This window comes from Kitasatospora sp. NPDC093679, from assembly GCF_040683455.1.
GTDB classification, from domain to species: Bacteria; Actinomycetota; Actinomycetes; order Streptomycetales; family Streptomycetaceae; genus Kitasatospora; species Kitasatospora arboriphila.
On the sequence record NZ_JBFBDW010000095.1, the window covers coordinates 1 to 12264 of the forward strand.

At 75.4% G+C, this 12264-nt stretch carries 10 protein-coding genes and 1 pseudogene; 3 read left to right on the top strand and 8 right to left on the bottom strand.

All coding sequences use genetic code 11. The features are described 5' to 3' along the window. Window positions 1-109 (top strand): annotated as a pseudogene (locus AB0O09_RS37865) (electron transfer flavoprotein subunit alpha/FixB family protein); the annotation flags it as partial. 94 nt (window positions 110-203) lie between these two features. On the opposite strand, the gene AB0O09_RS37870 reads toward AB0O09_RS37865, so the two are convergent. The 6 genes from AB0O09_RS37870 to AB0O09_RS37895 form a co-directional block, all read right to left on the bottom strand. Further along, window positions 204-542: a transcriptional regulator gene (locus tag AB0O09_RS37870; RefSeq protein ID WP_344625157.1), complete on the bottom strand. Its 339-nt coding sequence runs from the start codon at window positions 540-542 to the stop codon at window positions 204-206. Then, window positions 539-1285, bottom strand: coding sequence for a hypothetical protein (locus AB0O09_RS37875; RefSeq protein WP_363550153.1), 747 nt, complete (start codon window positions 1283-1285; stop codon window positions 539-541). The genes AB0O09_RS37870 and AB0O09_RS37875 overlap by 4 nt, the downstream gene beginning before the upstream one ends. A gap of 433 nt (window positions 1286-1718) precedes the next feature. After that, window positions 1719-2393: a TetR family transcriptional regulator gene (locus AB0O09_RS37880; protein WP_363550169.1), complete on the bottom strand. Its 675-nt coding sequence runs from the start codon at window positions 2391-2393 to the stop codon at window positions 1719-1721. Between the two features lie 128 nt (window positions 2394-2521). Further along, window positions 2522-3583: a TIGR03617 family F420-dependent LLM class oxidoreductase gene (locus AB0O09_RS37885; protein WP_363550155.1), complete on the bottom strand. Its 1062-nt coding sequence runs from the start codon at window positions 3581-3583 to the stop codon at window positions 2522-2524. A 214-nt stretch (window positions 3584-3797) separates the two neighbouring features. Next, window positions 3798-5912, bottom strand: a complete 2115-nt coding sequence (gene fusA / locus AB0O09_RS37890) for an elongation factor G (RefSeq protein ID WP_363550157.1) — start codon at window positions 5910-5912, stop codon at window positions 3798-3800. A gap of 460 nt (window positions 5913-6372) precedes the next feature. Next, a complete protein-coding gene (locus tag AB0O09_RS37895) occupies window positions 6373-7644 on the bottom strand; it encodes an MFS transporter (protein WP_363550159.1) in 1272 nt (423 codons plus the stop codon). Window positions 7645-7798: 154 nt separating this feature from the next. Here AB0O09_RS37895 and AB0O09_RS37900 point away from each other — a divergent pair, with 154 nt between their 5' ends. Beyond that, entirely contained in the window at window positions 7799-8587 is a 789-nt protein-coding gene (locus AB0O09_RS37900) for a hypothetical protein (RefSeq protein ID WP_363550161.1), read from the top strand. A gap of 54 nt (window positions 8588-8641) precedes the next feature. On the opposite strand, the gene AB0O09_RS37905 is transcribed toward AB0O09_RS37900, so the two are convergent. Further along, on the bottom strand, window positions 8642-8989 hold the full coding sequence (locus tag AB0O09_RS37905; protein ID WP_363550163.1) for a hypothetical protein: 348 nt from the start codon (window positions 8987-8989) through the stop codon (window positions 8642-8644). Between the two features lie 4 nt (window positions 8990-8993). Next, window positions 8994-9629, bottom strand: a complete 636-nt coding sequence (locus tag AB0O09_RS37910; RefSeq protein WP_344625165.1) for a peptidoglycan-binding protein — start codon at window positions 9627-9629, stop codon at window positions 8994-8996. A gap of 453 nt (window positions 9630-10082) precedes the next feature. Between AB0O09_RS37910 and AB0O09_RS37915 the strand changes: the two genes are divergently transcribed. After that, entirely contained in the window at window positions 10083-12173 is a 2091-nt protein-coding gene (locus tag AB0O09_RS37915) for a SpoIIE family protein phosphatase (protein WP_363550166.1), read from the top strand. Window positions 12174-12264 lie beyond the last annotated feature (91 nt).

Consider the following 12264-nt stretch of genomic DNA (forward strand, 5'->3'; position numbering starts at 1 on the left):
CATCAACAAGGACCCCGAGGCCCCGATCTTCGAGCTCGTCGACTACGGCGTCGTCGGCGACCTGTTCACCGTCCTGCCCCAGCTCACCGCCGAGGCCAAGGACCGCTGACCCGACCGCGGCCCGGCCGTCCGGGCCGCGCGGGACCGCACGCAGAACGCCCGACCGGGCTCCCCGGTCGGGCGTTCCTGCGTCCTCGCCGCGGTCAGGACTCCGCGGCCGGATCGGCCTGCTCGATCTGCTGGATGAGGCGCTTGAGCTGGGCGACCTCCTCGCGGAGGGCGCGGTCGCCGGCCGGGGTGAGGGAGAGCCAGGTGCGGGCGCGCCTGCCCTCGTAGCCCTTCTCGATCTCGACCAGGCCGGCCTTCTCCAGGACGGCCAGGTGCTGGCTGAGGTTGCCGGCGGTGAGGCCGAGGGTCGTGCGCAGGAAGCCGAACTCGACGCGGCGCGCCTGGTGGGCGACGGTCAGGATGCCCAGCCGGACGCGTTGGTGGACCACGTCGTCCAGGCCGTTGACGGGATGCTGCTCGGGCTCGTCGCTCATGCCGCGCGGCGCCTGCCGGACAGCTCGGCCAGGCCGAACCCGAGGGCCCCGAGCAGGAGCAGAGCGCCGGGCACGCCGTAGCGGGGCAGCACGGACCAGGGCGAGGCGGTGTCGATCCCCGCCCAGCCGGTGGTGAGCGGGACCAGTTCGATCGCCAGGTACACCGCGGCGAGCAGCAGCAGGGCGCGGCTGCGTTCCACCCGGGCGAGCACGAGCAGCGGCAGTCCGACGGCTGCGGCGTTCCCGTTGAGGCGCTCGACGAACCTCGTCACCCCGGAGTCCGGGTCGAGGCGCAGACCCCAGAGGTCGACCGGGTCGCCGGGCTGCGGCACGCCCTGGCGCACGCTCCAGTACGCGGTCGCGCTCACGACCCCGACCAGCACGATCCCGGTCAGGACGTACGGCCGGACGGGGGTGCCGACGCCCCGGTTGCGGGAGCGCCGGATGTAGAAGACCGCCGTCGCGGCGTAGGCGAGGGCGAGTCCGACGGGCCAGTAGACCGGCGAGCCCTGCTTGATCAGGGTGCAGCCGGCGCCTGCCGCGGCCTCGGCCGCCGGACAGGGCACGGTCGAGACCTCGAAGGTGAGGCGGCCGACCAGGACGCCGCCCAGCGTGAGCAGGCCGAGCAGCAGCAGGGGGAACCAGGTGCCGCGTTGCGCGGCACGGACCTTGCGGGTCAGGGCGTCGAGGCCGGCGAGGACGTCACGAGGGGTGCCCGACGACGGCACCGTGGCATCTGTCATGCAGTCAGCTTTGCATCACAAACCATTTGGGGCAAGAGACCTCACCCGGGCACCGGTCGGCGGAGGGGTGCGCCGGAGGTGGGCGGCGTCCGGCACGGCCGCCCGACGCCCAGCTCCTCGCGGGCACCGCCGGGCAGCTCCCGCATGACCTCGTCGAGGGCGTCCGCGCGTGCCGCGCGTCGTCGAAGGAACACGCGGCAGTCCGTCGAGAGCGCCTCGACACGATGCACCGCCGGGCCGGTGCGGGCCGAGAGCCGACGGATGCGGCCCGGCGGCGGATCGCCCCGGGCACGCGGGTCATGTCGTCGATCGGCGCGCAGCGCGCCGGGCCGCCTACGCGGCACGGGCCCTTCGGTCTGCGGTCACGCCGCCATGATGCCGGAACCCCGAACAGGAGGCCGCGTACCGCGCCGGGGCAAGGAGTCGAGACGACTCAGTCGCGGCGCAGGCTCGCCTCGACGTCCCTGACGACGCGCCACATCGGGGTGCTGCGCTTGGCGATGACGACCACCACGTCGTCCTCCTCCTCTTCGACGGCCGGCCGGGCCTGCGGCTTGGCGGGCCAGGCGTTGCGGACGTACTCGAGGGCGTGGTCCACCTCGGCCTCGGCGTCGCCCTGGCCGTTGGCGCGCAGCCAGGAACGCAGGCCGTGGTTGTGCGCGGCGACCACGGCCGCGGCGACCACGTCGGCGCGCAGGGTGCCGTCCTTGCGGGCGGCGAACCGGCCGCGCAGGTAGTCGGCGAGGGTGCGCTCGTAGCGCCAGACCACGGAGAGTTCGTAGGCGCGCAGGCCCGGGACCTTCCGGGTGAGGCGGTAGCGCTGCACCGAGAACGTCGGGTTCTCGGCGTACATCCGCAGGACGAGCCGGGCGGCGTCGCAGACCTTGAGGACGGGGTCGTCGGTGTCCGCACTGTCCTGCAGGAAGGCCGTCATGTCGGCCAGGCACTGCTCGTGGTCGGGGAAGACCACGTCCTCCTTGGAGGGGAAGTAGCGGAAGAACGAGCGGCGGCCGACGCCGGCCAGACCGACGATGTCGTCGATGGTGGTCTGCTCGTAGCCCCGGTCGAGGAAGAGCTGGAAGGCGGCCGCGATCAGGGAGTCGCGCATCGCGGGCTTCCCGGTGGCGGCCGCGGCCTCCCCCTCGGTCTTCTGCGGGTTGCTCATGCCGTGAACCTAGCATCAATCACGCGACAGGGCACTCAGTGCACTGCTACAGAGGTACTCGGTGTTGCATATCACCCCGAGGTGGTGTCGATCCGCCGGACGGCGCCGAGGACGTCCAGCATCAGCTCCGGGTCGGCGCCGTCCGGGGCGTGCACGGAGAGCCGGGTGACCAGGCCCGTGTACCGGCGGTGGATCTCCCGGGCGGCTTCGGCCGGCTCCCCCGCCACGGCGAAGGCGTGGAACACCTGGTCGTCGATCAGTTCGCCCATCTCCTTCCAGCGGCCGCGGACGGAGAGCGGGTGCAGTTCGTCGTGCAGACCGCCCCAGCCGTGTGCCTCCAGCACGGGACGGTAGGCCGGGGTGGAGGCGTAGAAGGCGATCCGCTCGCGCACCCCGCGGACGTTGGCGGCCAGCTCCTCCTCGGTGCGGCCGGTGGCGGTGAGCACCGAGCCGACCACCTCGAACGGGCGGGACGTCCACGGCTCGGCGGCGGCCTCCGCCGCGGCGCGGGCGTCGCGCACGGCGGGCAGCACCGTCCCGGCGAGGTGCTGCACCGAGCTGAAGGGGTGACAGATCAGGCCGTCCGCGACGGCGCCCGCCGCCCTCGTCATCAGCGGGCCGACACCGGCCAGCAGGATCGGCGGGGTGCCGGCCGCCACCGGCTCCGGGGCGAACACCGGGGTCATCAGGGTGTGGCTGTAGAAGTCGCCGCGGAAGGCGAGGCGTTCGCCGGTCTGCCAGCTGTGCCAGATCGCCCGGACGGCGGCCACGTACTCGGTCATCCGGGCGGCCGGGCTGTCCCAGGGCATGCCGAAGCGGCGCACCACGTGCGGCTTCACCTGGGAGCCGAGGCCCACCACGGCCCTACCGCCGGACGCCTCGTGCACGCCCCAGGCCTCGTAGGCGAGGGTCATCGGGGTGCGGGCGAAGGCGATGGCCACGCCGGTGGCGAGTTCGATCTCCTCCGTGCGGTCGGCTGCGCGGGCCAGTTGGAGGAAGGGGTCGTAGGAGGTCTCGGAGAGGGTGAAGCGGTCGATGCCGCGGCGCTCGGTCTCGGCGGCCGCGGCCGGGATGCCGGCCGGCCGGCCGACGGAGGTCGCCTCCAGGCGGAGCGGGGCGGGGGTCTCGGGCATGGGCTTCTCCTCGTGGGACACCGGCCGACCGCGCGTGATCGCGATCGGCCGGTGTCCATCATGACGGGCTCAGGAGGTCACCCCGGGGGCGCGGGAGAACTGCACAGTCCGGGGGTGGGTGTCGCTGCGCATCAGGGCCGAGCCCTGGCCCCTACGGCACTCGCATCCCGATTGCGCAGTCCCCCGCGCCCCTTGGCCCGGCCCTGCCCCGGCCTCAGGGGGCGGGGGCGTAGCCGGCGGGGCGGGTGGTGAAGGTGCCGCGGCCCTGGGTGCGGCTGCGCAGGCGGGTCGCGTAGCCGAAGAGTTCGGCCAGCGGGACGGTGGCGGTGACCTGGGCCGTGCCGGCCCGGGTGGTCTGCCCGGTGACCCGTCCGCGGCGGGCCGCGAGGTCGCCGATCACCGCGCCGACGGCGTCGTCGGGTGCGGTGGCGGTGACTTCGACCACCGGTTCGAGCAGGATCGTCCGGGCGGCGCGCAGCGCCTCCCGCAGGCCGAGCCGCCCGGCGGTGCGGAACGCCGTCTCGGAGGAGTCCTTGACGTGCGTGGCGCCGTCGGTGAGCGTGACCCGTACGCCGGTGACCTGGTGGCCGCCGAGCGGGCCCTCGGCGAGGGCGTCGCGGCAGCCGGCCTCGACCGCCTGGACGTACTCGCGCGGGACGCGTCCGCCGGTGACGGCGGACCGGAACTCGAAGCGGACGGCCCCGGTGTCGCCGTCCGGGCCGGACCGCGGGTCCGGCTCCAGCGGTTCCAGGTCGAGGACGAGGTGGGCGAACTGGCCGGCGCCGCCGTCCTGCTTGACGTGCCGGTAGACCAGCCCGGTGACGCCCTCGGTGACGGTCTCCCGGTAGGAGACCCGGGGGCGGCCGACGGCGACCTCCGGGCCGCCCGCGCGGCGGATCTTCTCCACGGCGACCTCCAGGTGGAGTTCCCCCATGCCGGACAGCAGGACCTGTCCGGTCTCGGGGTCGGTGCGGACGGTGAGGGACGGGTCCTCCTCGACGAGCCGGGCGAGGGCCGTCGCCAGCCGTTCGGTGTCGGCGGTGCGGCGGGCCTCGACGGCCACCGAGACGACCGGGGCGGCGGTGGTCGGGGGTTCGAGGACGAGCGGTGCCGCGGGGGTGCAGAGGGTGGCGCCCGCCCGGGTCGTCTTCGGGCCGACGACGGCGACGATGTCGCCGGCCGTGGCGCGGTCGGTCTCGGCGTGCCGGTCGGCCTGGACCCGCACGATGCGGGCGATCCGCTCGGTGCGGCCGGTGGCGGTGTCGAGCACGGTGTCCCCCTTCGTGACGGTTCCGGAGTAGACGCGGAGGTAGGTGAGGCGGCCGGTGGCCGTGGCGTTGACCTTGAAGGCGAGGGCGGCGAACGGCGCCGCCGGGTCGGCGGGCCGGTGCTGATCGGTGCCGTCCAGGATGCCGCGGACGGCCGGCACGTCCAGCGGGGACGGCAGGTAGTCGACGACGGCCTGGAGCAGCGGTTCGATGCCGCGGTTGCGGTAGGCGGAGCCGCACAGCACCACGACGGCCTCGCCGGTGCGGGTGAGGTCGCGCAGGGCCGCGGCGAGGCTCTCGGCGGAGAGCGTGCCACGGGTGCAGAACTCCTCCAGGGCGGCCGGGTGGAGTTCGGCGACGGCCTCCTCCAGGGCGCGCCGCCTCCGTTCGGCCTCGTCGCGGAGCGTCTCGGGCACCGGGCCCTCCTCGCAGCCGTCGAGGCCGTCGGTCCACACCTGGGCGCGCATCCGGAGCAGGTCGACGACGCCGGTGAAGCCGTCCTCGCGGCCGATCGGCAGCTGCACCGCCAGCGGGGCCGGGTGGAGCCGGTCCCGGACGGAGGCGACCGCGGTGTCGAGGTCGGCGCCGGCGCGGTCCAGCTTGTTGACGAAGGCGATCCGGGGCACGCCGTGCCGGTCGGCCTGCCGCCACACGGCCTCGCTCTGCGGTTCGACGCCGGCGACGGCGTCGAAGACGGCGACGGCGCCGTCCAGGACGCGCAGCGAGCGTTCGACCTCGTCGAAGAAGTCGACGTGGCCGGGGGTGTCGATCAGGTTGATCCGGTGGCCGTCCCAGGAGCAGCTGACGGCGGCGGCGAAGATGGTGATGCCGCGGTCGCGTTCCTGCGGGTCGAAGTCGGTGACGGTGGTGCCCTCGTGGACCTCGCCGCGCCGGTGGACGGCGCCGGTGAGGTAGAGGACCCGCTCGGTGACGGTGGTCTTGCCGGCGTCGACGTGGGCGAGGATGCCCAGGTTGCGGACGCGTGCCGGCGGCCCGGCGGGGCGGGCGGCGGCGGCGGCGGCGGCGGTGGTGACGGTGGGTCGGTTCAGGTCGGTGCGCACGGCCCGGTGCCTTTCGGTGGTTCGGGAAGTGGGGCGGCGCGATTTCCGGACGGAACGGAGCGGTCCCCCGGGCCCTGGTCGGGTGGGCGGCGGGCGGGTGCCCGTCGGCGCGGCGTGCGGCCGCGGTGCTTCCGGCCCTCGCCGGGGACTCCGGCGGAGGTGTCGGTGCAGGCGGGCCGGGCTCAGGTGTTCGTCACGGACCTCCGATGCGGGCCGCGCAGCCTGCACCGGGTCGACGAAGACACCAGGATCACCTCGTAGCGCGAGGAGGGGACGACGGCGGCGGTGCGGTTGCGCACGGCTCTGCTCCCCTCGACTCGTCGTGGCGCGCACCTGACCTGTGGCGCGCGGCTCGCGGCGAGTCTAGGGAAGGCGGCGGCCGGAGGGCACGCGATTTTCCGCGCACCACCGCGCACCACCGCGCACCACCGCTCCCCGACGTCCGGGCCTCGACGTACGGTCAGTCGGTCGACGGGACCGCCCGGCTGACGGGCGGTCGGGATTGGGCGGCGGCCGGTGCGCGCAGGGTGCGGACGGCGGGGACGGCGAGGACGGTCGCGCAGGCGGTCACCTGCCAGAGGGCGCCGAGGCCGAGGACGGGCGCGGCGCCGAGCCGGGCGGCGAGCGGACCGGCGGCGGCGAGGCCGATCGGGCCGAGGACGAAGGCGCCGAGCGCTTCGAAGGAGTGGACGCGGCCGAGCGCCTCGGCGGGCACGTGTTGCTGGGTGGCGGTGGTGAACAGCGTGTCGCAGACGGCGGTGCTGATCCCGGCGCCCAGCGCGGCAAAAGCGGTCCACCCGGTGCCGGCGCCGGCGGCGAGCGCGGCGGAGGGCAGTGCCCAGCCGACGGCGGCCGCGGTGGCGACGGCCAGCGGCCGGCCGGGGCGGCGTCCGAGCATCAGCAGCCCGCCGAGGACGGCGCCGGCGCCGTAGGCGGCCATCACGGTGCCCCAGGCGGCGGCGCCGCCGAGCCGCTGCTGGGCGAGCAGCGGGCCGAGGACCAGGAACGGTGCCCACACCAGCAGGTTGAACAGGCCCATCTGGGCGGTCGTCAGCCAGAGCCAGGTGCGGGAGCGGAATTCCGCCCAGCCGTGCCGCAGGTCGTCGAGGACCGTGTCGGCGGGGCCGCGCGGCACGGCCGGCACGGCGACCGCGGCGAGGGCGATCGCACCGACCGCGTAGGAGGCGGCGTCGAGGGCGAGCACGGTGGCGGGGCCGGCGGCCGCCACCAGCAGGCCGGCGAGTGCCGGGCCGGCCACGGTGCTGGTCGAACGGGCCAGTCCGAGCAGGCTGTTGGCGTCGGCGAGGCGGGCCGGGTCACGGACCAGGCCGGGGACGAGGGCGCCGAGCGCAGGCAGGCCGAAGCCCTCGCCGAGGCCCCAGAGTGCGACCAGTGCGGCCGTACCCCACAGCGGCGGACGGTCGGTCAGCAGCAGGGCAGCGAGGGCGGTCTGCACGGCGCAGCGCAGCACGTCGGCGGCGAGCGCCACCCGGCGGGGGCCGAGCCGGTCGGCGACGATGCCGGCGACCGGCAGGACGAGGACGACGGGGAGGATCCGCGCGGCCATCACGGCGCCGAGGGCGGTGCCGTCTCCGCCGCTGCCGAGGACGGCGAAGGCGACGGCGACCGAGGCCGTCGCCGAGCCCAGCAGCGAGGTGGTGTGGCCGAGCCAGTAGCGGCGGAACGCGCGCTCGCGCAGCAGGGCCCAGCGGCCCGGGGTGGTGGGGATCATGCGAGGAGTCTCGCGGTGTTGAGCTCTGCCGCACAAGCATTCTTGAGCCTTTGCGGCGCAACGATCGAGTGCCGCAGTAAACGACCCCCGCGGAGGTTGAGAGCGATTGCAGTGTTCTAATGACGGGGTGATTTACTGCGACAGTCCCGCACCGGTGGAGTACGCCGTCGCCGTGGAGGGCTACCTCGCCGCGGCGCCGCTCGGCGACGGCTCGCGGCGGGTGTACCGGATCGCGCTGGCGAACTGGTCCTGGCTGCTGGCCGGTCGGCCGGTGCCGGCGGGTTCGGCGCGGCGGGGTGCCGTGCCGCCGGTGCTGCCGCTCTCGGTGCTGGACGGCGCGGACGCCGCGGAGCTGCTGCGGGCGGCGCTGGCCCGGCGCGCTGCGGAGGCCGATCCGCGGACCCTCAACCGTGAGCTGTCGATCCTGCGCGGTGCGCTCGGCTGGTGGCGGGGGCAGGGCTGGCTCTCCGCCGATCCCGCGGCCGGTCTGCGCCCGCCGCCGCTGCCGGACCCGTCCGGGGCGGCGCTGGGCCCGGACGAGCTGCGCGCGGTGCTGGCGCTGCGGGTGCCGCTGCGCGAGAAGCTGACCTGGCGGCTGCTGCACGAGAGCGGCGCCGGTGTGGAGACGGTGCTGGCGCTGAACGTGGACGACCTCGACCTGCTGCACCGCTGCAGCCGCCCGCGCCCGGGCCGGCCGGCCGTGCACTGGCGGGCGTCCAGCGCACGGCTGCTGCCGCTGCTGATCGCGGGCCGCTCGGACGGGCCGCTGCTGCTGACCGAGCGCCGGGCGCCGGCCGGCACCCCCGCGGGCGACCGCTGCCCGTACACCGGGCGCAGCCGGCTGTCCTACCGGCGGGCCGCCGAGCTGTTCACCACGGCGACCCGCCGGCTGGACCCGGCGGGCCGCGGCTACACGCTGCACCAGCTCCGGCCCCGCGGCTGACCGTCCGCCCGGCGGGCCCGGAGGAGGGGGCCGGATCGGGCGGAACGAGCCCGGTCAGGCGCGGAGGATCACCTCGATCAGGTAGCCGACCGGGCAGAGGCCGGTGTCGGCGGTGGAGGCCTTGACCCGGCCGACGGAGACCTTGGAGTCGCCGTCCTGGACGGGCACGCCGACCCGGCCGGCCGCGGCGGTGACCGTCAGGGTGGAGACCCGCCAGGAGCGGGAGGTGTCGTTCCAGACGGCGATGCGCAGCTGGGCGTCGCCGAAGTCGCAGCCGAAGGACAGGTAGACCTGGCCCCAGCCGACCGCGCCGCCGTTCTGCGGCGGCAGCGGGATCAGGGTGGCGTTGTCGGGGTGGCCGTCCAGGAAGCCGGGCTCGATCCGGCCGATCACGAGTGCCACGGTGTCACCTCACTTCTTCGTCGAGTCGGCGCCGGTCGGCGGGGGTGGTGTTCGGGACGCGGCCGAACAGGTCGGGCATCGGTCCGGGGTCGGTGTGGTCGTTCTCCGGCACCTGGGAGTGCCCGTAGTGGCCGCTGCGGGTGTCCCAGACCGTGGCGGACCGGTTGGCGGACCAGGTGGGCGGGCCCATCGGCCAGACGTCGGGGACGCCCCAGGAGCGCAGCCAGGGGACGATCCGGTCGAGGCCGGTGCAGGGCGCGTCGGCGAGGGTCGGATAGACCTTGCCGCCGACCCGGCAGTACGGGAAGAACAGGCTCTCGATCTGGACGCAGACGTCGCCCTTGCGGTTGGTCTCGACTCCGCCGGCGGCGTTGACGACGGACTTGCTGCGGGAGGTGGCGGCGAAGAACTGGGCGCACCGGCCGGTGAACGGGTCCCAGAGCAGGTGGGGGGCGGCACCGGAGCCGGAGCCCGCGAAGTAGCCGGCGAGGGTGTCGAAGGGCACCAGGTCGGCGGGGGCGTCGGCGGTGGCGTTGCGGTCCCAGGTGATGTGCCAGATGGTGCGGGATCCGCCGTCTCCGGCCATCGGGGCGTCGTCGAGTTGGCGCCGTTCGGCGCCGGGGAGGTAGAGGTCGGCCATCGGTACCCCTTTCGTGGTGCGGCGGCCGTCGCGGCACGGCAGGGCACCGCCCGGCGGCGGCCGCGACGGCCCGAGGGCCTGGGGGTGGTGTGGGATCGGGGCGCGCGGGGCCCGTCGGACGGGCCGTGGGGCGCGGCGCCCGGTCGTCGTTCGGCAGGGGTCGTGCTCGACGCCGGTGTCCTCGCGCGGGCGGTGGGCCTCCGCGGGCGTGCCTGACGTCCTGTCGGACGGTATGTGCCCGTCCTGGTGCGCCTGGAACATGCCAATGAGCCGAACACGTCCGCAGGTCGGGCCCGGGTCGGGCCCGGGTCCGCCGCCCCGGGCGGGGCCCCGCCGGGGTGCCCGCCCGGGGCGGCGGGCGTAGCGTCGCTGGTATGGGCGTTGTCCGGTTGATGCCGTGGCCTGCGCGGTCCTCCCGGCCACCGGGCGTACCGGGCCTGCGGGGAGCCCCCCGTGCCGGCCGCCGCTGACCCGGGTCCGGCGGGCTGGGACAGGCGGATCGACGGCGCGCTGACCGGTGTCGTGGAGCTGTGCGGAGCCTCGTCCGGGTGCCTGTACCTGCTACCGGAGGGCGAGGAGGTGCTGCACCTCACGGTGGTGCGGGGCCTGCCGGCCGAGTTCGTCGCACCGTGGACCCGGGTCGCGGTGACGGCGCCCGTGCCGGTCGCCGACGCGGTGCGGCGCCGGGCGCTGGTGTGGTCGGGCAGCCAGCAGGACTTCGCCCGGGAGTACCCGCGGTCCGCGGTGACCATGCCGTACCACTTCGCGCTGGCCGCGGCGCCGGTCGAGGCGGACGGCGTCTGCGTGGGCGCGCTGCTGCTGCTGTGGCCGAGCGCCCACCCCCAGTACCTGCGCGAGGCGGAGCGGGCGGTGGTCACCGCGGGCTGCGCGCGGCTCGGCGAACTGCTGGCGGAGGCGGCCCCCGCGGTGCCGTCCCGGCCGCGGGTGCTGCCGCTGCGGCTGGCCGCGGCGAAACTGCCGGAGACCGCCGCACGGGCCTTCGCCGAGCGCCTCCCGGGCGGCAGCTGCGCGATGGACCTGAACGGCCGGATCGTCTTCCTCACCGACACGGCCTGCGCGCTGCTCGGCGCCGGCCCGGAGAAGCTGCTCGGCGCGCTGCCCTGGCAGGCGCTGCCGTGGCTCGACGACCCGGCGTACGAGGACCGCTACCGGGCGGCCATCATCAGCCGGGAGCCGGCCGCGTTCACCGCGATGCGCCCGCCGGACCGCTGGCTGGCCTTCCGGCTGTACCCGTCCGGCGACGGCATCAGCGTGCGGATCACCCCGGCCGCCGACGGGCCGGAGCCGGTGCCGCCGTCCCGTCCGGTGCCGGTCTCCCGGGCCGGGCAGATCTACCAGATCATGCACCTGGCCGCGGCCCTCACCGAGGCGGTCTCGGTGGACGACGTGGTGGCGCTGGTCGCCGAGCAGGTGCTGCCCGCCTTCGGCGCGGACGGGCTGGCGCTGCTCACCGCCGAGCACGGCCGGCTGCTGGTGACCGGCTACCGGGGTTACAGCGCGGACGCGATGGCCCGCTTCGAGGACATTCCGCTGAAGGTCCGGGACACCCCGACGCTGCGGGCGCTCACCACCGGGATCCCCGGCTTCTACGGCAGCTCGGCGGAGCTGGCGGAGGCCTACCCGGACGTCCCGCAGGTGACCGGGAAGCAGGCCTGGGCGGTGCTGCCGCTGATCACCTCCGGCCGTCCGGTCGGCTGCCTGCTGCTGGCCTACGACCGGCCGCACCCCTTCGCCGCGGACGAGCGGACGGTGCTGACCTCGCTGGCCGGCCTGATCGCCCAGGCGCTGGACCGGGCCCACCTGTACGACACCAAGAACCAGCTGGCGCACGACCTGCAGCAGGCGCTGCTCCCCCACACCCTGCCCGCCGTGCACGGTCTGCAGGTCGCGGCGCACTACCTGCCGACCACCCGCGGCATGGACGTCGGCGGGGACTTCTACGACCTGATCCGGCTGGGCCCGAAGGCCGCCGCCGCGGTGATCGGCGACGTCCAGGGGCACAGCTTCCCGGCGGCGGCGCTGATGGGCCAGGTCCGCACGGCCGTGCACGCCGCCGCGGGCGCCTCGCCGGAGGAGGTGCTGGTGCGCACCAACCGGCTGCTCTGCGACCTCGACCCGGGCCTCTTCACCACCTGCCTCTACGCGCACCTCGACCTCGCCGCGGGCCGGGCGTACCTGGTGAGCGCCGGCCATCCGCCGCCGGTGCTGCGGCCGCCCGGCGGTCCGGCCCGGGTGCTGGACATCCCGCCGGGCCCGCCGATGGGCATCGACCCGGACGCGATCTACCCGATCACCGAGACGGCGTTCGAGCCAGGCGCACTGCTGCTGCTCTACACCGACGGCCTGGTGGAGGCGCCCGGCACCGACCTGGGCCGGGCGATCGCCGCGCTCGCCGGGCAGCTGGACCACTCGCTCTCCGGCGACCTGGAGGTGACCGTCCGTGAACTGGTCGCCCGGGCCCGGCGGGCGGGCCGCCGGTGGGACGACATCGCCACCCTGCTGCTCCAGGCCGGGCCCGCCTGAGAAAGTGTTGGGTAATCGAGTGGTTACTGGTTCTTGAGGTCGTCGGCGAGGCGGCGGGCTGCTTCGGTCTCGATGGGGCCGTGTGGTTCGA

Coding starts and splice junctions, on each gene's coding strand:
- AB0O09_RS37895 (WP_363550159.1), bottom strand. CDS start 7,644: ATGATCCCCACCACCCCGGGCCGCTGGGCCCTGCTGCGCGAGCGCGCG.
- AB0O09_RS37870 (WP_344625157.1), bottom strand. CDS start 542: ATGAGCGACGAGCCCGAGCAGCATCCCGTCAACGGCCTGGACGACGTG.
- AB0O09_RS37880 (WP_363550169.1), bottom strand. CDS start 2,393: ATGCGCGACTCCCTGATCGCGGCCGCCTTCCAGCTCTTCCTCGACCGG.
- AB0O09_RS37875 (WP_363550153.1), bottom strand. CDS start 1,285: ATGACAGATGCCACGGTGCCGTCGTCGGGCACCCCTCGTGACGTCCTC.
- AB0O09_RS37885 (WP_363550155.1), bottom strand. CDS start 3,583: ATGCCCGAGACCCCCGCCCCGCTCCGCCTGGAGGCGACCTCCGTCGGC.
- AB0O09_RS37910 (WP_344625165.1), bottom strand. CDS start 9,629: ATGGCCGACCTCTACCTCCCCGGCGCCGAACGGCGCCAACTCGACGAC.